Source organism: Microcystis flos-aquae FACHB-1344, from assembly GCF_014698375.1.
GTDB lineage: Bacteria > Cyanobacteriota > Cyanobacteriia > Cyanobacteriales > Microcystaceae > Microcystis > Microcystis aeruginosa.
In genome coordinates this window covers 12,035-38,650 of sequence record NZ_JACJSW010000084.1, presented here as the reverse complement: position 1 = coordinate 38,650, position 26,616 = coordinate 12,035, and the positions used below count along the sequence as shown (strand labels likewise).

The following is a 26,616-nucleotide window of genomic DNA, read 5'->3' as shown; positions in this document are numbered from 1 at the left end:
TGCTAGGTGCTTCTCAATTTTCTCTTGTTTTTCTAATAACCAATCTAAGGCGTTATATAATTCGTCTTCATCGGCTTTCTCTAAGTCTAACAATTGTCCTAAACTCTGGCTGCAAGTCTCACTATTAAACCCTCTCGCTGTGGCTAGTTTTGATTTAGGATTGATGATTCTTGCCACAATCATCGCCACCACTAAGTTTCTGATTCGAGAGGATTTTTCACTGATTATTTTATCTAAACCTAATTTTTTAATCGTCTCTAAAATAGCCATTACATGACCATGAGGAAGACTTCTAATCACTTCAAAATGAGCGGGAATGCCTTCAGTCATTGACAGTGTTGCCCCTTTAAGAGCCAGTTTTAGATTGTCGATAATATCATCGGGTAATTTTGAGAGGTTGGCCAGGGTTCTTTTTTTGACTTGATCTCCTTCTCGATAGGATTCACGAAGAAGGACAGCGGGGGGGGAATTACGGTTAGGAACTTTTTCTATATACATGACTACCATTCTAGCAAATAGAGAGAATTCTTGTCCATTAAGAAATGTTACAAATTACATGGGTACACTAAGAAAAGTTAAGGGGGTACATCCATTGATGGATAAGGGTTTTGGGCTATTATGGTATATATGTATGGGGGAAGTTCAGATATAAAAGTCCTGGCTTTTTTTAACGTCTGTCTATGGTCATACCGTATGTTGTTTTCGTCCTAAATACGATAGTTTGTGTTAGAAAAAATAAAAAAATATCATTCTAGAGAAGAATTTATACCTCATATATGTCCTGGTCATCCCACTACAGCTTCTGGTTGCAGTTTTAGCAATGATAATGACTTTTTCTATTATGCTGGTTTTTATGCCGCCGCTTTTTTATACGCTTTTGATGTCAAAGATACTAAGCTACAATTAATTGACAAAGAATGGATTGTTTTTGATTCTAAATTCGTTTATTTTGATTTTGCTACCTATTTTTATAATCATCAAGTTATCCCGATTAAATTACCGATCCCAAAATTTATTGATCCCAATAATACATCAGTATTAAAACCAACAGAAGGGGTAGAAATAAACGATCAAGATCATACTAATTATCAGCAAGCTTCCCAATACTTAAATGAGATAAGAAGGGAAATTAAAGACGGTTTACTTGACCAATAATAGAGTAAATCAGGAGAATAAATGGCTCTCTTGTCCTTTATGTAATAAGTTTTACTAATTAAATATCCGTTCTTTAACAATATCTTGATTTTTTTCCTAAAAACAAGAGATGCCTAACGCACTCTACCTAAAATTTTCTTAATAAATAGGCTATGAGCAATGTTTTTTTTTAGCACCAAAATAGGATTCTGACTAGATACGGTTTTTCCTTAGAGGTGACAATAAAAGAGCAGCAGAGGTGATGGTTTCGCCGGTTGTGCTTGTTAAAGGTATCTTGCTTATACTACACTTGTAACATCAATAGGTTTAGTATTCGGGAGAAAAAATTATGCGGACAATCACACGCACCACCACTACCGATATGGAAGTCACCAGCATTCGTCTGGAAAGAGTCCTCAAGGACAAGCTGAAAGAGATTTCCGGCAATCAAGGATATCAAGCACTCATTCGCGATGTCTTGTGGAATTTCGTTCAGCAGAAATCAGGAGATTATCGACCTCAGTTTTGTGCCGCCGATATAAGGGCAGTATTTAACGCTACAGCTAGAAAAAATGAGATTTGCGCTCTTACAGGCAAGTTAATCCCCGCTAATGCAACAATGTTGTTAGGTTTGACCATCCATGGCGATTTAGTCCCGTTGAGTATGGATAGTTATACCAATTAAATTAAAATAAGTTTGACTAGGGTGGGGCAGAATCCAGTATAGTTAGTCCTCACCCAAGGGAGATGGGAAGTGGGAATTATAAATTTAAATTATCAATTATGAATTGAGAGGTGGGGAGTTTTTTGCCGTGAACAGTGAACTGATAACTGATAACTGATAACTGATAACTGATGACTGAAGCGATTTTACGAGTGGTTTTAATCAATCCGCAAATTCCGCCAAATACGGGGAATATTGCCCGTACTTGCGCCGCAACGAGGACAGAATTGCATTTAGTTGGTCCTTTGGGTTTTGAAATTAGCGATCGCTATCTGAAGCGGGCCGGCTTAGATTATTGGCCTTATGTAAAACTTATGTACCACTTGACAATTAATGACTTTTGTGTATATCAACAAAAGAGCGGCGGAAGGGCGATCGGGTTTACAGTGCGCGGCAGCAGTAGTTATGTGGAATACAGCTATCAAAGCGGAGATTGGCTACTTTTTGGCAGTGAAACCGACGGTATTCCGGCAGATTTATTAAATCAATGTGATGACACGGTTTATATTCCCATGGCAGAACCGGGGGTGAGAAGTTTAAATCTTTCCGTTAGTGTGGCCATCGGATTATTCGAGGCCAGACGACAATTGGGATTTATTCGTTAGTGGGACATTTTGCTATATAAACAGAGCAAATAAACTAAATTGAGCAAAAAATCAGAAAATTGCTTTTATTTAGCTCATTTTTGCCCATATCAGGAAAAATAGAGATCGCAGTCAATTTTGTCCGTAATAACAGCAAGAAATTATGTGGATTATCCTAGAGCAAATTAATTGTTGCTCCTTGCTAACTACATAATTTATTGAAAATAAAAAGGCAAGATGAGGCTCATGAATATCTTCGACCTTTCTCCCAATACTTTTCGCAATTTACAGCTTTTTAATCGGCAAAAATCCAGCTCTGGCTTAACTCAAGTCGAGATGTTAGTTACCCTAATTTTATTAGGAATTCTCTTAACTCTTGCCCTTTCTGTTTATCATCGTTTAATGGCTTGGATTCGCTTAAATATCGCCACCTTTGAAATATCACAACAGTGGAAACATACCCGTTATCAAGCCACAGGAGAAGGTTTTCATCCCCTATCTTTGTGCATGGCAGCCAGTGAAACCGAACAGATTAAAGTGGCAAAAGTACAAGGAGACGAATGTGAAAATGTCACCGATTGGACTCCCATCACTCGTGGTGTTAGCATCGATACTGATAATTCTACCCTACGCCGAGTTAGTGGACCTGTCGGTAATCAAGGGACAATTTATCGCGCTAGTTGGGCCGATACAAAGGGGGGTTTAGGGGGTTCTTGGGGACAGTTGGGCAGAATTACTTTAGTTGCTTCCGGTACACCCGACAAACGCTGTTTATTTTTATTCCGTGTTGATGGTAGTTGGGATATTCGTCAAGATGATAGCTGTGTGGGTTAAAGCTGATTTAAAACTAGGGAATCAGGCGATCGATTTGTTGAGCTAAATCAAAATCTAAGTTACTTAAACCTCCCACTTCATGGGTAGTGAGGGAAAGAGTGACGCGATTGTAATTGATGGTAATATCAGGATGATGACCTAGGAATTCAGCTGGAGTAACTAAGCGATTAACAAAAGCGATCGCTTCGATAAAATTGTTAAATTTAAAAGTTTTTTCAATCCGTTGATCTCGTAACTGCCAACCCGGGATAGTCTGTAATTGTTGAGAGATTTCTCGATCGGATAAACGAGTAGCGGGTAAAGAGAGGACTAATTGACCAGTTAACCCAATCATGAAAGCGATCGCTATTGCTAAGAATTGGTTCAACATTGAAGACGCTGCCGTAGTTGTGGTGAGCGGAAAAAGTGATCGATCGGGAGAGCATAATGTCGACAGAGCCACGCTCAAAAATCTACAATCCTGACTGATAGCTTTTCTGGGGGGAAACTTAGACGGTTTTCAGTCCGTCTGGGAGTACACTAGAAAATACCCATTTATTCCATCGAGCCGTTCATGATTATTTCCGTCGTAGCACTGAAGGGAGGGGTCGGGAAAACCACCACATCGATTCATTTGGCCGCCTATTTTCAAGAAAAAGCGCCCACCTTATTGATTGATGCGGATAAAAATCGTTCGGCTCTCCATTGGTCCCGGGAAGACACCCTTCCTTTTATGGTAGCGTCCCAAGCTGGAGCGACGGGACTGGTGAAACAATACACTCATATTATCGTCGATACCCAGGCCCGGCCGGAGCCAGACGAGTTAAAAGATTTAGCTCAGGGCAGCGATTTATTAATCCTACCCACCACTCCCAATCATCTCGATATCGATGTCACGATTAAAGCGGTAGAATTGCTGTCCACGATGACCGATAATTATCGAGTTCTTTTAACCCAAGTGGATTCACGGACAAAAACAGGACGAGAAGCGCGGAAAGCTCTAGAAGAAGCAAAATTACCCGTATTTAAGCGAGAAATTCCCCGTTTAGTTGCTTTTGAACGAGCGGCCGAAAAGGGAGTCATCGTCAAAGATTATCCCGACCCCCGGTCGAATTTCGGTTGGCTTTGTTACCAAGCGGTCGGTAAAGAAATTTTTGCCCTCATGACATAAATTGTTAAAAAAGTTAATATTAATATTTGTGTCATTTTTCCCCAAAAAGATACTTAATCTGCATGGGGACTTTTTGTAATCTTCCGTTAAGCGTTCACTCCTAAATCGGTAAAGTCTGAGACAATCAAAAAAGTCTGACTGTAGGAGAACCCTCTATGAAATTGGCCTATTGGATGTATGCGGGTCCCGCTCATATTGGCACTTTAAGGATCGCCAGTTCCTTTAAAAATGTTCATGCTATCATGCACGCTCCTCTGGGAGACGATTATTTTAACGTCATGCGCTCGATGCTGGAAAGGGAGCGTAATTTTACCCCCGTCACTGCTAGTATTGTCGATCGTAATGTTTTAGCCCGGGGTTCCCAAGAAAAAGTCGTCGATAATATTGTTCGCAAAGATCGCGAAGAAAGTCCCGATTTAATCGTTTTAACTCCCACCTGTACCTCCAGCATTCTCCAAGAGGATTTACAAAACTTTGTCGAAAGAGCGCGACAGGATGCCGAGGGGGATGTGCTGCTGGCCGATGTCAACCACTACCGCTATAATGAACTACAAGCGGCCGATAAAACTCTCTATCAAATTATCAAATATTATCTCGATAAGGCCCAGAGAAAGGGGGAAATTATCTCGCAGAAAACCCCTAAACCTTCGGTTAATATTATCGGTATTACCACCCTCGGTTTCCATAACCAACATGATCGCACGGAATTAAAGCGGTTAATGGCAGATTTGGACATTGAAGTTAATGAAATTATTCCCGAAGCTGCCTCGGTGGACAACTTAAAAAATCTGCCCCGCGCTTGGTTTAATCTGGTTCCCTATCGAGAAGTGGGATTAATGACAGCCAAATATCTCGAAAGCGAATTCGCTATGCCCTACGTTGATATTACCCCCATGGGAGTAGTGGAAACAGCGCGCTGTATTCGCAAAATCCAAGAGGTAATTAATCCCCAAGGTGCAGCAGTAGATTACGAAGATTTTATCAATGAACAAACTCTGCATATCTCCCAAGCTGCTTGGTTTTCTCGTTCCATTGACTGTCAGAATTTAACGGGCAAAAAAGCGGTGGTTTTTGGTGATAATACCCACGCGGCCGCTATGACAAAAATTCTCGCCAGAGAGATGGGAATCCATGTGGTTTTAGCGGGTACTTATTGCAAGTATGACGCGGATTGGTTCCGGGAACAAGTGAGTGAATATTGCGATGAAGTGTTAATTAGTGATGATAATGGGGCGATAGGAGATGCTATTGCTCGCTTGGAACCAGCGGCGATATTTGGTACTCAAATGGAACGTCATGTGGGCAAACGTTTAGATATTCCCTGTGGAGTAATTGCCGCACCTATTCATATCCAAAATTTCCCCCTCGGTTATAAACCTTTCTTAGGTTACGAAGGCACTAATCAGATCGCCGATTTGGTCTATAATTCCTTTACTTTGGGTATGGAAGATCACCTATTAGAGATATTCGGTGGTCATGATACAAAAGAGGTAATTACTAAGGGTATTTCGGCAGATTCTGACCTAAATTGGAATAAGGAAGCGACGGCAGAATTACAGAAAATACCCGGTTTTGTGCGGGGGAAAGTTAAACGAAATACCGAAAAATTCGCCCGGGAGCGAGGTATTGGTGAAATAACTTTAGAGGTAATGTATGCGGCTAAAGAATCCGTAGGAGCTTAATTATTTCTTGGGGCTGAAAGTTAACAGCATTCAGCCCTTTTTTTTAGTTATTTACTTAATCCCTTAAGTATTCTTTCTTCTACTCCTTTCCCCTGAATTAACACTCCAAATCCTCCTAAACCGGTGGGATTGATTAATTGATGTAAGGCATCTCGACGCTGAAATATAGTTAATATATCGATTTTTCCTTGAGAAAGTTCCTTTAATCTATCCCCTAATCCCAAAGCCATTAAAAATAATCCTTGCTGAGTAAAACCGAGATTTTTTAAGCCTAATTTCTCCCCTTGACGTTGTAAAGCGGTAAAATCCACATGAGTGGTAATATCTTGTTCTCCCACCCACAAATAAGCATGATCATGACGCTGATGTTGTCGATAACATTGTAGGGTTCCTTGACTTCTTTGGGGATGATAATATTTTTCGGCAGTGTAACCGTAATCTATGGTTAAGATATAACCTCGATCGAGTTTCCGATTAACGGTTTCTAACCAGTCTAAAGCTAATAAGTTTACCTCAGTTTGATAACCCTCCCGATAAAGTGGTGAAGGAATATTTATCCCCACTAAATCAAAATAGTCTTTGATTCTGTCGGTGGATAAATCTGCGATAATCTCCTGAAAAGGTTCCCCCAATCCCAGATAAATTTCTCGCAATTCTCCCGACTCGATCACAACTCGATGGACAGGAAAAGCATCGATTAACTCATTACTAAACACACAACCCACAAGGGAATTATCGGCTAAATCCGGCCAACTTTGCCAAGATACCGGGGAATATCCCGCTAAAGTTGCCTGTTGTCTTTCCCTGAGTTTCTGAGATTGTTCGATAATTATATAACTGAGATTTTGATAAAAATCAGCATAGCTATCACTTAAATAATCAAGGATATCCTTCGCTAAAATTCCCGAACCTGCTCCCACTTCCACTAAAGTAAATCCTCGCGAATTGCCCAAAAATTCCGCCATCTCGACAAATTGCTCTGCCAACAATTGGCCAAAATCTGCCCCTAGGGACGAGGAAGTAAAAAAATCTCCTTTTGAGCCAATTTCTACTTTTCCAGCGGTGTAATAGCCATAATCGGGGTGATAAAGAGCTAAATCCATCCAGCGCTCGAAGCTAATTCGACCCGCTGCTGATTGTTTAATTTCCTCTAGGATGATTGCTTCTAAATTCATCTTGATCAGGGAAGTGGGGAATTAGGAACTAGGAATTAGGAAGGGTGCATCTAACATTTGCAGAAATACCGACAATCAGCAATTATCAGTGACTCTTAAATTATTACAGACGTATCAGCAGCTGCGTGTAAGCATCCCACCGAAAAACTAATGCGCGGGGGGTTTGGGGGCGGCGCCACGCCCCCAACGGGGGGTTTGGGGGGTAGAACCCCCCAAAAGCTTGGATTGAGTGATAAAATCGGAAGTAACGCCCAATTTTAGCCGAGAGTTTCCCCGTAAAAATCCCAACTTGGTAGATTTACAAAAATTAACTTAAAACTTACATCTGATCACTGATAACTAATCACTGATTTACTCTCCCGCATGATAGGAACTGCGGACTAGGGGGCCGGATCGAACCTGAGAAAACCCCATTTTTTGGGCAATTTCTCCCAACTCGCTAAATTCTGCGGGAGTCCAATATTTCTGTACGAGCAAATGTTCCAGAGAAGGACGCATATATTGACCAATAGTAACTCGATCGCAGTCGATCGCCCGTAAATCTGCCAAAGTCTCGATAATTTCCTCTTTTGTCTCACCGTGACCGACCATTAAGCCAGATTTCGTCGGAATTGACCGATCGATTTCCTTAACATAACGCAAAACCGCCAAAGAGCGATCGTATTTAGCCCCGCGTCTAACCGGCTTTTGCAAACGGCGCACCGTCTCGATATTGTGATTGTAACAGGCAGGTTTTGCCCCTACCACCGTCGCCACCCGTTCCTGTTGACTTCCCTTGCCTCCAGCAAAATCCGGGGTTAACACTTCAATTAAAGTGTGGGGATTGAGTTCGCGAATGGCTGTCATCGTCCGCACGAACCAACTGGCTCCGCCGTCTTCCAGATCATCTCTGGCTACAGAAGTCAAGACAACGTAACTTAAATTTAACAATTGCACCGCTTCTGCCACTTTTTGCGGTTCCTCCACATCGAGAGGCATGGGTGCATGACCCTTATCCACTTGACAAAAAGCACAGGACCGGGTACAGGTGGGACCCATCAACAAAAAAGTCGCCGTACCTTGGGCATAACATTCGCCGCGATTGGGACAGCGACCCTCCTCGCAGATAGTATGAATGTTCCTTTGTTTGATAATGCGCTGAACCGTGGAAATTTCGCTAGATTTGCCGAGCGAACGCCGTAACCAAGGGGGTAAAGAGGTAATTTCCTTGCGCCACTCTGGGGAAATATTGGACATGAGAAGTTAAGTAGGGTGTTGGGGATTTCAGTTATCAGTAATCAGTTATCAGTGAGGGGTTGGGGTTGGGGAGAGGGTAGAAGGGAGAAGGGAGAAGAGAGAAGGGAGAATAAATAAAAGCTGACGGCTGATAGCTAAAAAGCTGATAACCGACTCCCCAAAACGAAAACTTCCTATCTCACCATTAAGATAACTGCTATAAGCTGAGAAAGCGGGTAAAGATCATTGTTAATCAAAAAGGAAACTTAGGCAATGGGACGATGGCAACGGAGAAAAATTTTCAATCTGGTCATTCAAGGATTGGCGGGTTGCCTCTTAGTTAGTATATTTGTTCTTAATTCCCTGCCATCCCTAGGCCAAAATTTTCTAGTTCCATTTGCATCTCCCACGGGGACAAGGATTTTTGTAGCCGGGGATATAGAATATGCTTCCGTGCATCTAGATGGATTTGCCTTATTTGAGATTGCCTCCCAAGATTTTACCGCTTCTAGGGTGGAAGCAGCCCAGGAAGTCTCCCCGGTACAAAGACGGGCTAGACGCATTGAAAGGGGCTTAAATAATATTATCAATCGGGGTTTCGATCCGACAACCCTGCAAGTAAGTACGGCGACTCTCAATAATTTAACCGTGATTGTGGCCAAGGATAACCAGAATTTACCGCAACAGGTAATTCTGACAGTAACAGAAGTTGATGCCCTGATCGATTCTTCTTCTGTTGGCGATTTAGCGGACAGATGGGTTAAAATCATCCAAACAGCTTTGCTCCAAGCTTGGCAAGAACGTCAGCCCGCCCCTCGTCGGCAACAGGTAATGACTGCCACTATAATTATTTTGGGGCTAACTTTCTTAAGCTGGGTATCAATTTGGTGGCAGAAACACCTAAGAAATCGCTTCAATCTCCTCAAAAAACAAGCTAAAAGTCAATCCGATCGAAATTTACCTATAAATTCCCCCCCCAGAAAAGATCGCTCCCAAGAACCGATTTTAGCCGCTCTAGAAGATTCCTCTAATTTCCGTCAACAGGCTGATATTCAGCGACAACTGACGCTAAATATTCTCTGGAAAAGACTGGCCCTTATTGGACTGATACTGCTTTGGTTTGGCGGAATAGCGGCGATTTTGTATGTATTTCCTGAAACTAGGCTAGAAGGACGCGGAATAATTCGTATTCCTTTACGGATTTTTATTATCTGGTTGCTGCTGACATCAGTGAGCAATATGATTAATCTCTACGTTAATTTTCGGCTACGGGAGTGGGTAGAGGAAGGCGCGGTGTTTTCCGAAAATTTGGAAAGGAGGATTCTGCGCGCTCCCACTTTATTAGAAGTTGGGCGAGAAATGATCACATTTATCGCCATTTTTCTAGGAATTTTGATTTTTTTGAGTTGGATGGGTCTTTCTTTCGCCTTTTTACTCACGGGAGCCGGTTTAGTGGGAGCATTGCTCACCTTTGCCTTTCAGGATCTTTTAAAAGATTGGATTAACGGTTTTCTGATTGTCTTTGAAGACCAATACACTGTCGGTGATATGATCCAGTTTCAGGAGTTTACTGGTTTGGTGGAAAATATGAGTTTGCGAGCGACTCAATTGCGGGCTGCTGATGGACGTTTAATCACTATTGCCCATAACCAAATTATTAGCGCACACAACCTCAGTAAAGATTGGGCGCGGGTCAATTTTACCATCGAAGTCGCCTATGACACCGAGCCAGATCTGGCGATCGCTTTAATGGCAGCCATCGCTGAAAATATGGCTGTAGATCCACAATGGCAAAAAGATATCATCGATCCCGTGCAGGTTGCTGGTGTCAGTCGGGTTTCTCACACGGGAATGGAAATTATGCTCAGAATTGTCGTCAAAAGATTACGACAATGGGACATAGAAAGAGAGTATCGTCGTCGTCTAAAGATTGCTTTTGAGGAGAAGGGAATTCACATCGGTATCCCCCAACAAAGTTTCCTCATAGCAAAAGATAGAGAGGAATTCAAGGGACAGTTTTAAAGGGGAACATTTTCTATCGGTGGAGTTATAGGCCGTTGAAAGCAGATTTTCCATGACTATCCTTGAATAATATCAAAGCTTCCTTGGTTTTGAATCCGATAAAACAGGAAATCCGCATCGAGGGTGAGAATTTGCCGATACCCAGTCTTTTCAGCTACTAAAACTAGGGTTGCATCTGCCAAGTCCATCGGTCGATCGCGGTATTGCTCCATCAACCCCAACAGGCGACTGAAATCACTTTCCTGAATATTGTAAACCACCAGCAGTTTATCTAAAAGAAGTTGTCCCAGTTGTTTTTGCATTTGCCAACCACCCCGATGCAGCGCAAGGTACATGGCTTCGGTCAGGCATGACCAAGTTGTGACGAGAGGCTTTGCTAAACGCATTACTGTATTTCTGTAGGCTTTATGTTGGGGTTGGGTGCGATCAACCAAACAAAGCAGCACTCCTGCATCACACAGGATCATAGCTCTAGTCCTTGTTGCCGATATTTTTCGAGCAGCAGTTGCTGGTAGTCGTTTATTGGTTCCGGTGAATTGACAGTTAAGCCATCTACGGCTTCAAACCATTGTAACCATCTTTCTATCAGTTTTCCATCAGGCTGAGTGTCAAAGGTTTTGACTCGATATTTATGATCGAGAAGATCAATAAAGTCGCTTACTTCCTGAACAAGGACTTCAGGGAGTTGATCTAGCTTAGAAATTGCAGTTTCTCGAATTGTCACAATCATCACCTCTGCCAAGATTGCTAGTTGGGCAACTTTAAACTAGGTTAGGATAGCTAACCTAACCTAGAAAATTTTTAGGAAGCTAAGGCTACCTCGACTATTTGTTGTAGTTCCCCATTTTGATAGAGTTCGATCATAATGTCGGAACCACCAATAAACTGACCGTTGATATAGACTTGGGGAATAGTCGGCCAATTGGAATACTCCTTAACTCCTTGTCTTAACTCCTGATCTTGGAGAATATCGACAGTTTCGTAGGAAACCCCCAGAATATTGAGAATTTGTATGACGTTATTCGAGAAACCACACTGAGGCATTAATTTATTGCCCTTCATGAACACAAGAACTTTGTTATTCTGGACTAATTGATCGATTCTGGCCTTAGTTTCGGGTGTCATAGGTCTAGTAGCTAGAATTTGAGCAAGAATAGCCAATCCTGAGACGTGGCATATCCTATTAGTTTAGCACAAGCCGTTGAGATAGCCTTAAAAAGGAAGGTCTTCGTCCTCCTCCAAACTCTCTAAAATTTCGTTAACATCAGGTCTCCCGCGCACGATAGTCATATTTTCCAGAGACTTATTAACTTTAGTTTCTGCGTCCGAATTTTCTGGCAGTGAATAACCCATATTGACCACTTCACCATCAAAAGATTTCGCTAACTTTTGAGCGGCCGCCAAAATTTCACTAACATCTACATCTTGATCTAATGTCTCTAAAGATGAATCAAAATTTAAGATTTTTTGGGGCAGTTCTGTGCTAAGAGTTTTTGGGTTTCCCGATGCAGTGATCTTTGCTTCTTTTTTATCGATAATTGCTTCTTTGACTGGGGGAATATCCACCACGGTCATAACTTTATTTTCGGGAGTTATTGGTGGAGGTGGTGCGGTTTCTGGTGGTGGTTGTATCGTGGCCGCCGGGGATGGGGAAACTTCCGCAGCCATGGCAGCAGTGGCGGAACCTACCTGTAAATGAACTTTAATCCGGCGCTGAAAAACTGCCTCGAAAGCTGACTCAATATTAGTCAAGCGTAGCCGGGCCATTTTTAACAATTGTTCCGAAGATATGCTTAAATAAGCGCTCGATTCTTCCATATTAAAAAGACTGCCGTGCTGACGTAGGAGAGTGCGAGTAGTGGGGGGTTCCATTACTTCTAAAACCTGCTGCCAAATTTGTTCATGATTGTCATCACTGGCAACAGTTTTAACCTCAGTTTTCGGCACTGCGACGCTAGTTGTCGGGGTGATAACCGCCGGTTTGATCGGTTCATTCACCGGTGCCGGCGCTGTGATCACTTCCGGGGGCCTCTCGACGCTGGTTTGGGGACGGGAAGGCGCTACCGTGGCAACTAGAGGAATCACCTGTGCTTGTGGTAACAGTCCTAAGAGAGTGACTTCTAACCAGAGACGGGGTTGAGTGGTGTTTTTTAGTTGCGTTTCGCTGTCTTTAAGCAGTTGTTGACCACGGAGAATTTCCTCTAAAGACCAAGTACGCGCTTCCGTACACAATTCCTGCCAAGTGGGAGCAGTGACAGCGACCATTTCTGGACGATTAGGGGCGGTTTTGGCTAAAAGTAGGTTTAAATAGAACCCCGCTAGATTTTGCAAGACGATTAAAGGTTCCTTACCGCGATTCATCAGATGGCGACATTGTTCGATAACTTGATCGGGAATATTGCTATGAATGACTTTAAGTAGGGTTAAGAGGTCTCTTTCGGGGACTGCACCGACCAAATCCCAGACTCGCTCGGCCGTAATCGTTCCTGCGAGTAAACTTAATTGATCAAGAAGACTTTCGGCATCCCGTAAACCACCGTTAGCGATCTGAGCCACTAGGGTTAATGCTTCTAGGTTAATATCGATCGCTTCTATTTGGGCGATTTTTTGCAGGTGTGCCACCATCGCATCGAGAGCAATACGGCGATAATCAAAGCGTTGACAACGGGAGATGATGGTAGGCAAGACACGCTGAGGATCGGTGGTAGCAAGCACAAAAATCACTCGATCCGGCGGTTCTTCCAGAGTTTTCAGCAAAGCATTAAAGGCCGCCGTACTGAGCATATGGCATTCATCGATGACATAGACTTTATAACGACATTGGACGGGGGCAAATTGCGATCGCTCGATAATTTCCCGAATGTTATCCACACCGGTATTACTAGCGGCATCAATTTCGATCACGTCTAAAGCGGAACCATTGGCGATCGCTTGACAGACGGAACACTTACCGCAGGGAATCGGTGTCGGATGGTCACTAGACAGACAGTTGAGGGATTTGGCTAAAATTCGCGCCGAGGAGGTTTTCCCCGTGCCTCTGGGTCCAGTAAATAGGTATGCAGGGGCGATTCGCTCACTGATTAAGGCATTACTCAAGGTCGTGGCGATCGCTGATTGTCCCACCAAATCGGCAAAGGTTTGGGGACGATACTTATGATGTAGAGGTTCGTAGGTCATGACTGGCTGAAAACTTTTTCCCCACCCTAGAGACTACTATTATCCTATCCCGATTCTTTTTCAACACGAGAACAAGTGTATGCTTTTTATCTAGCCAGTTGGCGTTGTCAAATTGAAAGATGCTCCGAATCAGCACCGGAACTGAAATTACTTTGATAGGAAAGATGCCATGGCATCTTTCCTATAGTGTTTAATGAACGAATAGTGCCTTAGGGCGGGCTTAAGTGGGGAACAAGAGTCGCTCGATTTAGCAGTGGAATATAGCTAGGTAATAGCTGTAGGGCTAATTCATGAATTAGCCCTACAATAGGCGTTGTCGGCGTTGTCAAATTGAAAGATGCTCCGAATCAGCACCGGAACTGAAATTACTTTGATAGCAAGGATTGCATTCCATCTTTCCTATTCTGATCTGACAACGCCAGCCAGGTTTAATGCGCGATTTGCATCACGAAAATGGCAATTTGGCTAAGGCATCTAATAAATTGTATTAATAACTACAATTTCGCCGATAAAATCTGCCGACTATCTTAAGTATGCCTAAAGACAGCGCCACTAATCAGACCAACTGCTTATGACTGAATCGACAAAAACCCAATGTCCTTACTGTGGAGTAGGTTGTGGTTTGACAGTCACCCCCCCCGCGTCGGCCGGACAAGCATGGAAAGTCTTCGGGGACAAGTCCCACCCCTCCAGTCAAGGTATGGTCTGTGTTAAAGGGGCCACCGTAGCGGAATCGATCGATAAAAATCGCCTCAAAACCCCGATGATCCGCGATTCTCTCCAAGAGCAATTTCGTCTTTGTACTTGGGAAGAAGCCCTCGATCGCATCGTTAACCAGATGCAAACTCTAATCGCTCAGGGGGAAAAGGAAAGTATCTGTCTATACGGTTCGGGACAATTTCACACCGAAGATTACTACATCGCCCAAAAACTGGTCAAGGGCTGTCTGGGAGTCAATAACTTTGATGCTAATTCCCGTCTCTGTATGTCTTCGGCCGTGGCCGCTTATCTGGACAGTTTCGGGTCCGACGGTCCCCCCTGCTGTTACGATGACCTAGAATTAACCGATTGTGCCTTTTTGGTGGGGACAAATACGGCCGAATGTCACCCCATCATCTTTAACCGTCTGCACAAGTATCTCAAAGGCAACCAACAAGCGAAATTAATCGTCGTCGATCCCCGCAGCACCAAAACCGCCAAGGCCGCTAATCTCCACCTAGCCATTAACCCGGGGACCGATATTGACCTATTTAACGGTATTGCCCACCTGTTACTGAATTGGGGTGCGATCGATACCTATTTTATCGATAAATGCACCCGGGATTTCCCCAAATACGCCGAAATTATCCGCCATTATCCCCCGGAAATAGTCGCCCCTAAATGCGGTATCCCCATCGAGGATTTAGAACAGGCTGCCCGCTACTGGGCCGAATCGAAAAGAGTGCTTTCCCTCTGGTCGATGGGCATCAATCAATCTAGGGAAGGCACGGCCAAAGCCCGCACTTTAATCAATTTACACCTAATGACGGCTAATATCGGTAAACCGGGGGCCGGTCCTTTTTCCCTAACCGGACAACCCAACGCCATGGGGGGAAGGGAAGCCGGCGGCCTCTGCCATCTTCTGCCCGGTTATCGTTCCGTCAAAAATCCCCAACACCGGGCCGAAGTGGAACAAGCTTGGGGTTTACCCGCCGGTCGGATTTCTCCCGTCCCCGGTCGCGATGCTTGGAGTATGATTACTGGTTTGGAGACGGGAGATGTCAAACTTCTCTGGATTGCCGCCACTAATCCGGCCGTTAGTATGCCTGATCTAGAACGCACCAAGGCCGCCCTGTTAAAATCACCTTTTACTATCTATCAGGATGCCTACTATCCCACAGAAACCAGCGCCTACGCCCATTTATTACTGCCAGCGGCCCAATGGGGCGAAAAAACGGGAACAATGACCAATTCTGAGCGCGTGGTGACGTTAAATAAAGCTTTTCGCTCTCCCGTCGGTCAAGCTCAGGCCGATTGGCAAATTTTCGCGGAAGTTGGTCGCCGTTTGGGGTTTCAGGCACAATTTAATTTTCAGGATTCGGCCGAGGTACATTCCGAGTTTATTCGCTTGACATATAAACGTCCTTGTGATATGACGGCGATTAATTATGATCGCCTGGCCGAGACTCCCCGACCGTGGCCCGATTCCATCGATGAAATTTCCGCTCCTAAAACCGCTAATTCCGGGGAATTACTGGGGAATTTAGTTAAAGATGACGATAAAAGCGAAAAAACAGCCGCAAAACGCCTTTATACCGATGGTAAATTTAATACTGCCGATGGTCGTGCTGTTTTCGCCGCCTACCACAGTAAAGGTTTAGCGGAACCCCCGGACGAGGAATATCCCCTAGTGTTGACCGTAGGGCGTTTGTACGGTCACTGGCACACCCAAACCCGCACCGGCCGCATCGAGAAAATTGTCAAAATGCACCCCGCACCTTTTATAGAAATTCATCCCCAAGATGCGGCAAAATTGCACATAGAAGCTGGGGAATGGGTGGAGGTGCGTTCTCGTCGAGGTTTTGCCCGTTTTCCCGCTTTAATTACCAAAGCAATTGCTCCTAATTGTGTCTTTGTGCCGATGCACTGGGGGGCTTTATGGGCAGAAAATGCTGAGGCTAATAGCCTCACCCATCCGGCCGCTTGTCCGATTTCCCTGCAACCGGAATTAAAAGCTTGTGCCGTCAAATTAATCCCGATCAAGTCTTTAGTTAATGCCGAATTATCTCCCGGTCAATTTCTGGCAACTCCCTAATCAAATTTGGCTTTCCCTTTGATGGTGATGGGTGGCGATTGTGATCAGCTTATAGAGAATTGGTATAACTTTATTGGGGACAATCGGCAATTTTATCCTTAGTTTCTTTGAGTTCCTCTCGAACAGCTTTACATAATTCAGGACTAAATTGAGCGTCTTTGAGACTTTTAACAGTTTCAAGTTGTTTGACTGTTAATCCGATCACTTCTTTTAGCTTTGCACCGGTAAAATCTGCACCGGTTAAATCGGCATCTTTTAAAATTGCACCGGTTAAATCGGCATCTTTTAAAATAGCATCTTGTAATTGTGTGCCTATTAAATGCGCTCTTGGCAATTCTGCCTTTTCTAAAATAGCATCTCGTAAATCTAAGCCATCTAAAACCTGATCGGATAAGTCAGCTTCAGACAAATCTGACTTAGGTTCAATTTTATAAGCTCGCTTAAATAATATTCGATATTTTTTATCATCGACCTTGCTAATTGTTCTCTGATCGTAAATAGCTTTATCTAATTTCGCTCCCTCCAAACTAATACCTGTTAAATTAACTCCAATTAAATTAGCTTTTTCTAGAATAGTATTTTTCAATCCTTTCTTACTAATCTTGGTTAAATCTACACAGGATAAGTTGATTTTAGTTAAATCTCGATCGGACAAGTCGATGCCGATTAAGTCGATTTTTCTGGTTAAATTATTAGCTGAACAATCCTTAAGATTCTTTGGTAAATCAATTAATCCTTTATAATTGTTCGATGTCGGAAACCAACTTAGGTTTTCTATTTTTGATTTCGATGGATCTTTAAAAATTAAAGAAGATTGCATCCGTCGAGTAATAAAATAAACTACTTTTAAAAATTCTTCATATTTTTTGGCAACTTCATTAAAGTTACTGTTGGTTATCTCAAAATTTAACTTGGTTTCTTCATTAATTAATGCTCCCTTAAAATTAGTTCTGCTATCAACTTTAACCTTAATTAAATTTGCTCCTCTTAAGTCAGCATTTTCTAAGTTAGCACCGCTTAAATCGGCTTCCGTAAGATCGGCATAACTCAAGTCGGCGTGTTCTAGGTTAGCCTGTCTTAAATCCGCTTGTTTTAGGTTAGCTTCTTTGAGATTTGCCATCATTAAGTTAGCATTAATTAACACTGCGTCTTTTAAATCTGCTAATTCTAAAATTGCCTTAATTAAAACTGCATCCTGTAGATTGGTTTTAGCATCCAGATAGCTTTTTAAACGAGCATTTTTAAGATCAGCTCCGATGAGGGAAGCTTTTTTTAGATCAGCACCACTTAAGTTAGCACCTTGAAGTTTGGCAAAGTTCAGGTAAGACTGACTAAGATTACTACGGGATAAATCGGCTTTTAGCAGTGTGGCAGAACTTAAAATAGCTCCCTGCAAATCAGCACCAATCAGGTTGACTTTCTCCAATTTAGCCCCAGTAAGGTTGACTCCTTGTAAAGCAGTTTTTTCCAAATCTCGATTAGATAAATCTATTCCCACTAAATCTCCAGGATTGTCGGGATTTTTATTTTCAATATAATAAGCTTTAGCATCTATTAATTTTTGAGGTTTAACATCCAGTTTCGTTTCTTTATCAAAAAGAACACCCTTTAATTCAGTTTTATCTAATTTAGCCCCCTCTAAATTCGCCCCTCTTAAATCAGCACCCTCCAGATTTGCACCTGTTAAATCCACTCCTCTTAAATCAGCTTTTCGGAGATCTGCGCGTGTTAGATCGGCATCTTTTAAGTCCTTCTGTGCTGGCTGCAAGTCTCTTTTTAGGGGATTAAAAGAGCTAATTTTGTAAAACTTTGCCTGATTGAAAAAGATGCTTTTATCGAGTTTAGTACGATCATCGTAGATCGCATGATCGATCTTAAAACCTTTCAAGACAGCACTGGTAAAATCAGCCCCTCGGATATCTGCGTAGGTTAAATCAGCGTCCCTCAAATCAGCATTAATTAACTTGGTATTTCTGAGATTAGCGTGACCTAGATTCGCTTTTTGTAAATAGGTGTTGCTCAGATCTACTTCCGGTAAATCTGCTTGGTTTAATTGGAGAGACTTACATTCATTTTTAATATCTTTTTCGTCTTTTTCACGATCACAGATTAAATATTTTTTTTCTTCTGATGGATACCAATTAAAAGGTTGAGTATTAAAGTTATATATTGCATTTTCAACACGTGCATCTTTTAAAGAAGTGTTCAGCAGATTAGCATTTCTCAAATCTGCATTAGATAAATTAGCTCCCTCTAGATTAGCATTGGTGATCTTTGCTCCATTTAAAATGGCATTGGACAGGTTAACATCCTGTAAATTTGCCCCTCTTAAATCGGCTCCCGTTAGGTCAGCTTTTCTGAGACTCGCTCCAGTTAAATCGGCCCCCTCTAGATCGGCATCCTTGAGGTTTGCTCCGTCAAGATTGGCATTCTGTAATTGTGCCTTGGATAGATCATTATTTGACATATCAACTCTGGGTAGATTAGCTGATTTGAGATTTACCCCCACCAATCTGACACAATCCTCTTGCATCCCAACTTTTGTTAATAGCCAAGTAAATATATTTTCTGGCATTTTACAACCACTACTGAGAGACTCCAAGGCATCAATTCTTCCGTTACTAGCAGGATCTTCTTTCGCTGAACGGAGAACAGTCCAAGCATCATTATTCTCTTGCGCTCGTCGTTTATCCGTTTCCCACCAATAGGTGATTACACCGGCAAAAATCCCTAAAGCGGTAACAATTGAGGCTATTTTGAGGATAAGCTCAAAATCAGTCCAATCAAATCGGTATTCATTTAATAAATTTTTGCATTCTTCTGGGGATAAGCCACTATCTTCTGATAGCTTTTGTAAATCGATGGCTTCTTGAATAGGGTTTTTCGCTTTTTGCTTAATTTCTTTTATTCTCTTTCTAATTTCTTCTTCCGATAAAATCTTGGTTTGTTTTAGTAAGTCCTTATATTCATCTAAAGAAAAACCCAAAAAATTAGACTCGGACAGTTCTTTTAAAATCCTTAACTTTTTAATATTATCTTTTTCATCTTTAATGCTGTCTAATTTTTCATCAATCTTTTCCTTGATACGCTGATTAAAATATTTTTGGATCTCGTCAAAACTTTCTTTCTGCTCCGTTGCTATACGATGTAGAGCCAGAGTTCGCTGCGGTTCTGGCAAGGGGATAATCCTTTCCAGTTTACCTTTGATTTCTTCATATTTTGGGTTGTTCTTATTACTCATTTTCCTGTCCTCCAGCTAATACTAGATCACGAAAAACACAATAGAAATATACTAGATCGGCAAACTTATCGTTAAGAAGGGTTGCTCTTGATCGCCTTAAGGCTGAATTTGTTTAATAAAAAAATCTATCTGATCGGGGAACCTTTTTTGTGCAGATAACGTCCTGTTTACACCTATGCTATCTAACTAGCCTAAAAAAAACAAGCCGATCAGCAGGATGCTTAATTTTTCTTCAACAAAAAGCCCGAATTATCAGGCATTTAACCACACTATTCTCATTCCGAGATTTCGATCGAACTCACCGCTCTTTGCCAACGTTTTTTCCAGTGGCTAGTCGGTTCTAAGTCACAGAGTGCCTGTTCGCTGCGACGACGTTGTATAATCACTTCGGCTGGGTCGCTTAAAGTCGGATCTCGATAGGGAATAGCGGCCTTAGTTTGCAGATGTTCCCGTTCCTGTGCCGATAAAGATGGGGGTAAGGACAAAAAACTGGCTATTGTCCCCGGCGATCGCCGACCGACGCTATCGGTGGCCCCAATCTGCAATCCTGCTAATTGTAAAGCCCTTCGCACCGAGGCAGCACAGGAATAGGTGACTAAATAACCCGTCGGACTCAGGCATTTCGCCACTAAAGCTAAAAACTCCACCGTCCACAGTTGCGGACATTTACCCGGGGAAAAGGGGTCGAGAAAAATTGCCTCCGCTTGAAAACCCGCCTCAATCACCTTGGTTATCGTCTGTCGCGCATCCCCGATTAACAGTTTAGCCGTGAGATTAGGCAGGTCTAGCCGGTGATTATGGGCAAAATCATTTAAATATTCGGGAATTGGTTGACTCCAACTATTTAAGAGATTTTCTCTAATAGCTGCTAGGGGAACCACTCGATCGCTTTCCAAAGCTAATAATTCTACCCGACAATCCCCCCTAACTTGCCAAATGGCCGCTAAGGCCGCGGCGCTATTATACCCTAAGCCGTAACAAATGTCAAGAATTTTCAGATTATTGCTCTGGTCTGCTTTTGCTGTCAGACGACTAGAGAGGATAAATTTTTTCTCAGCCTCTTCCCTTGCCCCAGAGGTAGAATGATAACATTCGCCGAATTCGGTCGAAAAAAAGGTATAAGAACCATCCTCAGTGACTTTTTGCGGGTAGGCTTCGGGGGAGACAAGCATGGTGATGGAGAATGTCTTTGAGATGAATATCGGTTTCCAGCAGGCAAGCGTGACCACTATGGGGCAGAATCGTTAATTTTGCCGCGGGTAACTGCTGAATTAGGCGTTTAGCCTCCGCTACCGATGGTAACAGTCGGTCGCCTTGACTGGCTATCACTAACACCCCCAATTGCAGACGTTTTAACTCGCTGGCACTAACCTGAAACCGTTGTAACTGGGATAAACGCCAGCTAATCGTCTTCAGTGGGACGTATTGCATGGCTTTGAGGAGAGAGCGGCGATCTTCCCGGGATATTCGACCCAGAGCGGCCAGAAAGGGTAAAATAGTTAGTGCCGAGCTGCCTTGGATGAAATCGGGCATCATCTGGGTGATACCGATTCCCAAGCTTAAAAGAGGTCTTTGATTAAAAGAAGAAGCAGGGTTAATTAAAATCAGTTTTTTAATTAATTTTGGTGATTTTGTTGCTATTTTCAAGGCTAAACAGCCGCCAAAAGACTCACCGCAGAGATAGACTTTTCTCGATTGTCGCTTTAATTCCTGTTCCAATAAAGCGATCACGAGGGTGCTTAATTCCTCCCAATCACCGAGATATTGCGGGGAAATCACCAAACAACGTAGATCGAAGTAAGGGGCAAGGTTTTTAATCTGACGATAGTATAGTTGGCCGCTGCCATCCATTCCGGGTAAAAATACAAACAGGGGATAATCGGGACGGGGATGACGGGGAATAATCCAACTGACAGGTTGTTCCATGGTGCGAGAAGCGCGATCGATGTTAAAAAAGTTTTTTCTGGTTATCTATTTTAAGGATAATTAATATTAGAGAGATTGGCCAATTTTAATAGTACGATTAACTCCCAACTTATGGATTGTTTCTCCCTGCTCCCCAACCCCTGATAACTGATAACTGATAACTGATAACTGATTAACTGAGCCAAATTTTTAGGCCGCCGCTAAATTAGCAGCCACGAAATCCCAATTAACCAACTTAGTTAAAAAGTCGCTGATGTAATCGGGACGACGATTTTGGTAGTCGAGATAATAAGCGTGTTCCCACACATCCATAGTTAAGAGGGGAACCTGTCCGGCGGTTAAAGGATTGTCAGCGTTGCCGGTTTTGGTAACTTTGAGAGTACCGTTATCGAGAACCAACCAAGCCCAACCACTACCGAATTGAGTAGCGCCCGCAGTTTTGAAAGCTTCGACAAATTTCTCGAAACTGCCGAAATCTGCCTGAATTTTATCGGCTAAAGCACCAGTAGGCGTGCCACCACCCGCCGGTTTCATGCAGTCCCAATAAAAACTATGATTCCATGCTTGGGCGGCATTATTGAAAACCCCAGCTTTAGAGGCATCACCGGCAACCTTAACGATAACTTCTTCTAAAGAGAGAGCATCGAGTTCCGTATCTTTGACCAAACCGTTATAGTTATTGACATAAGCGGCGTGGTGCTTGTCGTGGTGGAATTCTAGGGTACTTTTGGTGATACAAGGCTCTAAGGCAGTGTAATCGTAGGGTAAAGGGGGAAGTGTGTAAGCCATGTGTTCTCTGTATCCTCTCTTGAGAGCTTGTTTAAGGTAGTGTTGTTAACCTTTTGTCAGTATTCAGCTTAACCAAGACGAATACCTTTGCAATAAAACTTTACACCCTCAATCATAGCACCGAAGGAGACTTGATCAGTGATCACTGATCGATCAGCTTTTTTCTGCCATCTCCCTTCTCCCCCATCACCTCAACTCCCATCGACCATCTCCTAAATCCTGAGAAGATCACCAAACAATGTTAGAATAATTCCCGTACTGTAGGCGCTTGCAGATTCTTGTGGGCGTGGCAGGGCAGGCGAAAAACGATTCCGTTCGGAATTAGACCAAAAAAGCTCCACTGGAAACAGCAGTAGATTTTATCTCACTGGGTTGACCGGTTGGCACTTCGTCAAATTACGGATCAATACAAAATTATCATTTACAGATCTTTCTTGGTAACTTATGGCACAGCGTACACGCTTAGGTGAAATCCTTCGTCCCCTCAACTCGGAATATGGTAAAGTTTCTCCCGGTTGGGGAACTACCTTGCTGATGGGAGTTTTTATGGCTCTGTTTTTAGTCTTTTTGCTGATTATTTTACAGATCTACAACTCCTCCCTAATTTTAGAAGGATTTAATGTGGATTGGGGTCAGTAAACAGATTCCAACAATCTTGTCGGCATTTTTGGCTGCAGAATTGTCCCTCGGACTTTAGCAGGTGGGTTATTGCCCACCGCGATTTTTTTATTAGGAGCAGAAAAATGAATATTTTTGGGATTGGATTACCAGAAATGGGGTTAATTCTCTTGATTGCCCTGCTAGTTTTCGGACCGAAAAAATTACCAGAAATCGGTCGCAGTTTAGGCAAAACGATTCGAGGATTTCAAGAAGCATCCAAGGAATTTGAAAGTGAATTTAAGCGAGAGGCCGAGCAGATTGAAGACTCGGTAAAAATCAAAGCTCAATTAGAGGAAAGTCAATCTCCTAGGGATCAAACTCGTTCCAGTTAAGAACTGTGTAGAGATAAAAAGGAAGAAGATTGGGCGATAAATTTGTAGAGCAAATTCGAGGCTATCCGCTAGATTAACATCGAGAATGACCAGAGCCGGAATAAATTGGCAGTTTTACCATAGACCTCTTGTAAAAATCAAAAATTGTTGTTAGGGTCAGGAGTCAGGAGCCGGTCGTCAGGAGACTCCGAGACAGGAGATTATTTTATTTATTCTCCCCACTTCCCCACACCCCACACCCCACACCCCACTTCCCCACACCCCACCTGCCCCCCCGATGTCGGGGGGGTTGGGGGGGCCACACCCTACCCCCACGAAAAACTTTTTCAGCAGACCCTAAGTAGGCAGAATATACCGTCAGTTTGAGAATTCCCAGAAGGCAAGGAAAAAATGACTATTTCCTTGCTATAAGTATTGTAGATGTCAAGAGTGGTAAATGAATGTCTATAGTGGTATCCCCCGAACAAGTCCATCAAATCGTCAACAACCTCCATCACGATCCCTTTGAGGTTTTGGGGGCCCATCCCCTAGAAGAAGAAGGAAAAGTCAATAAATGGGTTGTTAGAGCCTATTTACCGAAAACCACGGCCGCTTGGGTTATTTTACCGTCCCAAAGACAAGAATATCCCATGACGACCGCTTATCACCCCCATTTTTTCGAGTGCGTCATCGATATCGGTGAACTGAACAATTATCAATTACGCATCCACGAGGGAGAACAGGAACGGGTAATCTATGATTCCTATGCCTTCCGTTCTGCCAAACTCAGCGATTTTGATTTACACCTGTTTGGGGAGGGCAACCATCATCGCATTTATGAAAAATTAGGGGCGCATTTAGCCGAAATCGAGGGTATTAAAGGGGTTTATTTCGCAGTTTGGGCCCCTAATGCCCGCAACGTCTCGATTATTGGTGATTTCAATAACTGGGATGGTCGTGATCACCAAATGCGGAAACGTAATAATATGGTCTGGGAATTGTTTATCCCAGAAATCGGTGTTGGCACTAAATATAAATACGAGATCAAAAATTGGGAAGGTCATATTTACGAAAAATCTGATCCCTACGGTTTTGCCCAAGAAGTACGCCCGAAAACCGCCTCGATCGTGGCTAATTTAGATAGCTATACTTGGGATGATAGCGATTGGATGGAAAAACGCCGCCATAGCGATCCTTTAACTCAACCGGTTTCCGTTTACGAATTACACCTCGGTTCTTGGCTGCACGCTTCTAGTGCCGAACCCCCCCGTTTACTTTCTGGGTCCGGGGAAGCGGTTCCCGTGTCGGAATGGAACACTGGGGCGCGCTTTTTGAGTTACTACGAGTTAGCCCAAAAACTAATTCCCTACGTTAAAGAATTAGGTTACACCCATATCGAATTATTACCGATCGCCGAGCATCCTTTTGATGGTTCTTGGGGTTATCAAGTGACGGGTTATTTTGCCCCCACCAGTCGCTACGGTAATCCTGAAGATTTCATGTATTTTGTCGATCAATGTCACCAAAATGGCCTTGGTGTGCTAGTGGATTGGGTCCCCGGTCACTTCCCCAAAGATGGCCACGGGTTAGCTTTCTTTGATGGGACTCATCTTTATGAACACGGCGACCCGCGCAAAGGGGAACACAAGGAATGGGGAACCTTAATTTTTAACTACGGTCGCAACGAAGTCAGAAATTTCCTGGTGGCTAATGCTCTTTTTTGGTTCGATAAGTACCATATTGACGGCATTCGCGTGGATGCGGTGGCTTCTATGCTCTATCTCGATTATTGTCGTAAAGATGGGGAATGGGTGGCTAACGAGTACGGTGGCCGGGAAAATTTAGAGGCAGTGGAATTCCTGCGTCAAGTCAATCATGTAATTTTTAGCTATTTCCCCGGAATTCTCTCTATTGCCGAAGAATCCACCGCTTGGCCGATGGTGTCCTGGCCCACCTATATGGGCGGTTTAGGCTTTAATTTAAAGTGGAATATGGGCTGGATGCACGATATGCTCGATTATTTCGGCATGGATCCCTGGTTCCGTCAATTCCATCAAAATAATGTCACCTTTAGTATGTGGTATAACCACAGCGAGAATTATATGCTGGCTTTGTCCCACGATGAAGTGGTTCACGGCAAAAGTAATATGATTGGCAAAATGCCGGGGGATGAGTGGCAAAAATTTGCCAATGTCCGGGCATTATTTAGTTATATGTTTACCCACCCCGGCAAGAAAACCATGTTTATGAGCATGGAATTTGGCCAGTGGAGTGAGTGGAATGTTTGGGGTGATTTGGAGTGGGGTCTTTTGCAGCATCAACCCCATCAACAGCTAAAACGCTTTTTTACTGATTTGAACGCCACCTATAAGAGTGAACCTGCTTTATATACCCAGGATTTTGGTCAGGATGGCTTTGAGTGGATCGACTGTAGTGATAATAGTCATAGCGTCGTTTCTTTCCTGCGCTGGAGCAAAAATTGGCAGGAGTTTCTGGTGGTGGTCTGTAATTTTACTCCCCAACCCCACAGCCATTATCGCGTTGGTGTACCCCATCCCGGTTTTTATCAGGAAATCTTTAACAGCGATGCGGGTAAATATGGCGGTAGCAATATGGGCAACCTTGGCGGTAAATGGTCGGAGGAATGGTCCTATCATAGCCGTCCCTACTCGATCGATCTTTGTTTACCACCTTTAGGGGTTTTAGTTCTCAAAATCGGTCCTCATGCTTCTGGGGAATAGGGGAATAGGGGAAATGGGGAGATGGGGTGTGGGGTGTGGGAAGTAGGGAAGTGGGGGAATGGGGGAATTCAACTAAAACCCTAAAACCCTAACACCCTAAAACCCCAACACCCAACCCCTAACAAAAAAATTTAGAGGCCATCTTCCAGAAAGTGGCCTCTTTTTTGGGGGAATTTTCCAGAAACTAAGTAGTCGTGCAAAATTAATTTCCTAGTCGAGACAGGAGACAGGAGACGGGAGACGGGAGACGGGAGACGGGAGACGGGAGACGGGAGACGGGAGACAGCTATTAGGGATCGGATTTGAGTTTTCAGTTCACTGTTTCCTCACACCAGAAGTCTGACGGAGTAGTGGCTTAGATGTGTAATTAGGGTCTGCTGAAAAAGTTTTTCCTGGGGGTAGGAGTCAGGAGTCTCCGAGTCAGTAGCCGGTCGTTTCGGGCTTTGTTGCCATTGTT

22 protein-coding genes and 1 pseudogene are annotated in these 26,616 nt (G+C 43.2%); 11 read left to right on the top strand and 12 right to left on the bottom strand.

All coding sequences use genetic code 11. The features are described 5' to 3' along the window. Positions 1 to 498, bottom strand: a pseudogene (locus H6G48_RS06465) (IS1634 family transposase); the annotation flags it as partial. Positions 499 to 723: 225 nt separating this feature from the next. Here H6G48_RS06465 and H6G48_RS06460 point away from each other — a divergent pair. The 4 genes from H6G48_RS06460 to H6G48_RS06445 all read left to right on the top strand — a co-directional run bounded on the left by H6G48_RS06460 (position 724) and on the right by H6G48_RS06445 (position 3,276). Then, a complete protein-coding gene (locus tag H6G48_RS06460; protein WP_242034555.1) occupies positions 724 to 1,155 on the top strand; it encodes a hypothetical protein in 432 nt (143 codons plus the stop codon). A 328-nt stretch (positions 1,156 to 1,483) separates the two neighbouring features. Further along, complete coding sequence (locus H6G48_RS06455; RefSeq protein WP_190720248.1) at positions 1,484 to 1,819, top strand: hypothetical protein; 336 nt, start codon at positions 1,484 to 1,486, stop codon at positions 1,817 to 1,819. A 170-nt stretch (positions 1,820 to 1,989) separates the two neighbouring features. Then, the gene (locus H6G48_RS06450; RefSeq protein WP_190720246.1) at positions 1,990 to 2,463 is read left to right on the top strand and encodes a tRNA (cytidine(34)-2'-O)-methyltransferase; all 474 of its coding nucleotides are present in this window, start codon (positions 1,990 to 1,992) and stop codon (positions 2,461 to 2,463) included. A gap of 225 nt (positions 2,464 to 2,688) precedes the next feature. Further along, positions 2,689 to 3,276 carry a prepilin-type cleavage/methylation domain-containing protein gene (locus tag H6G48_RS06445; protein ID WP_190720244.1) on the top strand — a complete coding sequence of 196 codons (588 nt, stop codon included), beginning with the start codon at positions 2,689 to 2,691 and terminating at the stop codon, positions 3,274 to 3,276. Between the two features lie 13 nt (positions 3,277 to 3,289). Here the strand turns inward: H6G48_RS06445 and H6G48_RS06440 are convergent, their stop codons facing one another. After that, on the bottom strand, positions 3,290 to 3,646 hold the full coding sequence (locus H6G48_RS06440) for a 4a-hydroxytetrahydrobiopterin dehydratase (RefSeq protein ID WP_147069212.1): 357 nt from the start codon (positions 3,644 to 3,646) through the stop codon (positions 3,290 to 3,292). A gap of 183 nt (positions 3,647 to 3,829) precedes the next feature. Between H6G48_RS06440 and H6G48_RS06435 the strand changes: the two genes are divergently transcribed. Next, on the top strand, positions 3,830 to 4,426 hold the full coding sequence (locus tag H6G48_RS06435) for a ParA family protein (protein ID WP_147069211.1): 597 nt from the start codon (positions 3,830 to 3,832) through the stop codon (positions 4,424 to 4,426). 155 nt (positions 4,427 to 4,581) lie between these two features. Then, the gene (gene bchB, locus H6G48_RS06430) at positions 4,582 to 6,108 is read left to right on the top strand and encodes a ferredoxin:protochlorophyllide reductase (ATP-dependent) subunit B (RefSeq protein WP_190720241.1); all 1,527 of its coding nucleotides are present in this window, start codon (positions 4,582 to 4,584) and stop codon (positions 6,106 to 6,108) included. Positions 6,109 to 6,155: 47 nt separating this feature from the next. Here bchB and H6G48_RS06425 read toward each other — a convergent pair whose 3' ends face one another. Both H6G48_RS06425 and lipA read right to left on the bottom strand, forming a co-directional pair. Further along, positions 6,156 to 7,283, bottom strand: a complete 1,128-nt coding sequence (locus H6G48_RS06425; protein WP_190720238.1) for a class I SAM-dependent methyltransferase — start codon at positions 7,281 to 7,283, stop codon at positions 6,156 to 6,158. A 351-nt stretch (positions 7,284 to 7,634) separates the two neighbouring features. Beyond that, positions 7,635 to 8,519 (bottom strand): lipoyl synthase, encoded by an 885-nt coding sequence (gene lipA, locus H6G48_RS06420; RefSeq protein WP_190720236.1) that lies wholly within the window; start codon positions 8,517 to 8,519, stop codon positions 7,635 to 7,637. Positions 8,520 to 8,771: 252 nt separating this feature from the next. Between lipA and H6G48_RS06415 the strand changes: the two genes are divergently transcribed. Then, positions 8,772 to 10,520, top strand: a complete 1,749-nt coding sequence (locus H6G48_RS06415; RefSeq protein WP_190720233.1) for a mechanosensitive ion channel family protein — start codon at positions 8,772 to 8,774, stop codon at positions 10,518 to 10,520. Positions 10,521 to 10,576: 56 nt separating this feature from the next. On the opposite strand, the gene H6G48_RS06410 is transcribed toward H6G48_RS06415, so the two are convergent. The 4 genes from H6G48_RS06410 to H6G48_RS06395 all read right to left on the bottom strand — a co-directional run bounded on the left by H6G48_RS06410 (position 10,577) and on the right by H6G48_RS06395 (position 13,697). Beyond that, the gene (locus H6G48_RS06410) at positions 10,577 to 10,987 is read right to left on the bottom strand and encodes a type II toxin-antitoxin system VapC family toxin (RefSeq protein ID WP_061430883.1); all 411 of its coding nucleotides are present in this window, start codon (positions 10,985 to 10,987) and stop codon (positions 10,577 to 10,579) included. After that, positions 10,984 to 11,250, bottom strand: coding sequence for an RNA-binding protein (locus H6G48_RS06405; protein WP_002761993.1), 267 nt, complete (start codon positions 11,248 to 11,250; stop codon positions 10,984 to 10,986). The genes H6G48_RS06410 and H6G48_RS06405 overlap by 4 nt, the downstream gene beginning before the upstream one ends. A 71-nt stretch (positions 11,251 to 11,321) precedes the next feature. Continuing rightward, a complete protein-coding gene (gene grxD, locus H6G48_RS06400) occupies positions 11,322 to 11,645 on the bottom strand; it encodes a Grx4 family monothiol glutaredoxin (protein ID WP_002761995.1) in 324 nt (107 codons plus the stop codon). A gap of 87 nt (positions 11,646 to 11,732) precedes the next feature. After that, entirely contained in the window at positions 11,733 to 13,697 is a 1,965-nt protein-coding gene (locus H6G48_RS06395) for a DNA polymerase III subunit gamma/tau (RefSeq protein WP_190720230.1), read from the bottom strand. A 571-nt stretch (positions 13,698 to 14,268) separates the two neighbouring features. Between H6G48_RS06395 and H6G48_RS06390 the strand changes: the two genes are divergently transcribed. Further along, positions 14,269 to 16,491, top strand: coding sequence for a molybdopterin oxidoreductase family protein (locus H6G48_RS06390; RefSeq protein ID WP_190720228.1), 2,223 nt, complete (start codon positions 14,269 to 14,271; stop codon positions 16,489 to 16,491). Positions 16,492 to 16,561: 70 nt separating this feature from the next. Here H6G48_RS06390 and H6G48_RS06385 read toward each other — a convergent pair whose 3' ends face one another. From H6G48_RS06385 to H6G48_RS06370, 4 genes are all read right to left on the bottom strand, one after another. After that, entirely contained in the window at positions 16,562 to 19,732 is a 3,171-nt protein-coding gene (locus tag H6G48_RS06385; protein WP_190720224.1) for a pentapeptide repeat-containing protein, read from the bottom strand. 275 nt (positions 19,733 to 20,007) lie between these two features. After that, a complete protein-coding gene (locus H6G48_RS06380; RefSeq protein WP_190720222.1) occupies positions 20,008 to 20,904 on the bottom strand; it encodes a tRNA (5-methylaminomethyl-2-thiouridine)(34)-methyltransferase MnmD in 897 nt (298 codons plus the stop codon). Next, entirely contained in the window at positions 20,864 to 21,658 is a 795-nt protein-coding gene (locus H6G48_RS06375) for an alpha/beta fold hydrolase (RefSeq protein ID WP_190720220.1), read from the bottom strand. The genes H6G48_RS06380 and H6G48_RS06375 overlap by 41 nt, the downstream gene beginning before the upstream one ends. A gap of 189 nt (positions 21,659 to 21,847) precedes the next feature. After that, entirely contained in the window at positions 21,848 to 22,447 is a 600-nt protein-coding gene (locus H6G48_RS06370) for a superoxide dismutase (protein WP_190720218.1), read from the bottom strand. A 444-nt stretch (positions 22,448 to 22,891) separates the two neighbouring features. On the opposite strand from H6G48_RS06370, the gene psbH reads away from it, so the two are divergent. The 3 genes from psbH (at position 22,892) to glgB (ending at position 26,159) form a co-directional block, all read left to right on the top strand. Then, the gene (psbH, locus tag H6G48_RS06365; protein WP_002736544.1) at positions 22,892 to 23,086 is read left to right on the top strand and encodes a photosystem II reaction center phosphoprotein PsbH; all 195 of its coding nucleotides are present in this window, start codon (positions 22,892 to 22,894) and stop codon (positions 23,084 to 23,086) included. A 104-nt stretch (positions 23,087 to 23,190) separates the two neighbouring features. Next, positions 23,191 to 23,439 carry a TatA/E family twin arginine-targeting protein translocase gene (locus tag H6G48_RS06360; protein ID WP_190720216.1) on the top strand — a complete coding sequence of 83 codons (249 nt, stop codon included), beginning with the start codon at positions 23,191 to 23,193 and terminating at the stop codon, positions 23,437 to 23,439. A 440-nt stretch (positions 23,440 to 23,879) separates the two neighbouring features. Beyond that, positions 23,880 to 26,159, top strand: coding sequence for a 1,4-alpha-glucan branching enzyme (gene glgB, locus H6G48_RS06355; protein WP_190720213.1), 2,280 nt, complete (start codon positions 23,880 to 23,882; stop codon positions 26,157 to 26,159). Positions 26,160 to 26,616 lie beyond the last annotated feature (457 nt).

Bases quoted from the DNA above. Each gene is read 5' to 3' on its own strand.
- H6G48_RS06360 (WP_190720216.1), top strand. From the start codon at position 23,191: ATGAATATTTTTGGGATTGGATTACCAGAAATGGGGTTAATTCTCTTG.
- H6G48_RS06435 (WP_147069211.1), top strand. From the start codon at position 3,830: ATGATTATTTCCGTCGTAGCACTGAAGGGAGGGGTCGGGAAAACCACC.
- bchB (WP_190720241.1), top strand. From the start codon at position 4,582: ATGAAATTGGCCTATTGGATGTATGCGGGTCCCGCTCATATTGGCACT.
- glgB (WP_190720213.1), top strand. From the start codon at position 23,880: ATGTCTATAGTGGTATCCCCCGAACAAGTCCATCAAATCGTCAACAAC.
- H6G48_RS06415 (WP_190720233.1), top strand. From the start codon at position 8,772: ATGGGACGATGGCAACGGAGAAAAATTTTCAATCTGGTCATTCAAGGA.
- lipA (WP_190720236.1), bottom strand. From the start codon at position 8,519: ATGTCCAATATTTCCCCAGAGTGGCGCAAGGAAATTACCTCTTTACCC.
- H6G48_RS06405 (WP_002761993.1), bottom strand. From the start codon at position 11,250: ATGATTGTGACAATTCGAGAAACTGCAATTTCTAAGCTAGATCAACTC.
- H6G48_RS06370 (WP_190720218.1), bottom strand. From the start codon at position 22,447: ATGGCTTACACACTTCCCCCTTTACCCTACGATTACACTGCCTTAGAG.
- H6G48_RS06375 (WP_190720220.1), bottom strand. From the start codon at position 21,658: ATGGAACAACCTGTCAGTTGGATTATTCCCCGTCATCCCCGTCCCGAT.
- H6G48_RS06410 (WP_061430883.1), bottom strand. From the start codon at position 10,987: ATGATCCTGTGTGATGCAGGAGTGCTGCTTTGTTTGGTTGATCGCACC.
- psbH (WP_002736544.1), top strand. From the start codon at position 22,892: ATGGCACAGCGTACACGCTTAGGTGAAATCCTTCGTCCCCTCAACTCG.
- H6G48_RS06385 (WP_190720224.1), bottom strand. From the start codon at position 19,732: ATGAGTAATAAGAACAACCCAAAATATGAAGAAATCAAAGGTAAACTG.
- H6G48_RS06455 (WP_190720248.1), top strand. From the start codon at position 1,484: ATGCGGACAATCACACGCACCACCACTACCGATATGGAAGTCACCAGC.
- H6G48_RS06445 (WP_190720244.1), top strand. From the start codon at position 2,689: ATGAATATCTTCGACCTTTCTCCCAATACTTTTCGCAATTTACAGCTT.
- H6G48_RS06395 (WP_190720230.1), bottom strand. From the start codon at position 13,697: ATGACCTACGAACCTCTACATCATAAGTATCGTCCCCAAACCTTTGCC.
- H6G48_RS06390 (WP_190720228.1), top strand. From the start codon at position 14,269: ATGACTGAATCGACAAAAACCCAATGTCCTTACTGTGGAGTAGGTTGT.
- H6G48_RS06425 (WP_190720238.1), bottom strand. From the start codon at position 7,283: ATGAATTTAGAAGCAATCATCCTAGAGGAAATTAAACAATCAGCAGCG.
- H6G48_RS06450 (WP_190720246.1), top strand. From the start codon at position 1,990: ATGACTGAAGCGATTTTACGAGTGGTTTTAATCAATCCGCAAATTCCG.
- grxD (WP_002761995.1), bottom strand. From the start codon at position 11,645: ATGACACCCGAAACTAAGGCCAGAATCGATCAATTAGTCCAGAATAAC.
- H6G48_RS06380 (WP_190720222.1), bottom strand. From the start codon at position 20,904: ATGCTTGTCTCCCCCGAAGCCTACCCGCAAAAAGTCACTGAGGATGGT.
- H6G48_RS06440 (WP_147069212.1), bottom strand. From the start codon at position 3,646: ATGTTGAACCAATTCTTAGCAATAGCGATCGCTTTCATGATTGGGTTA.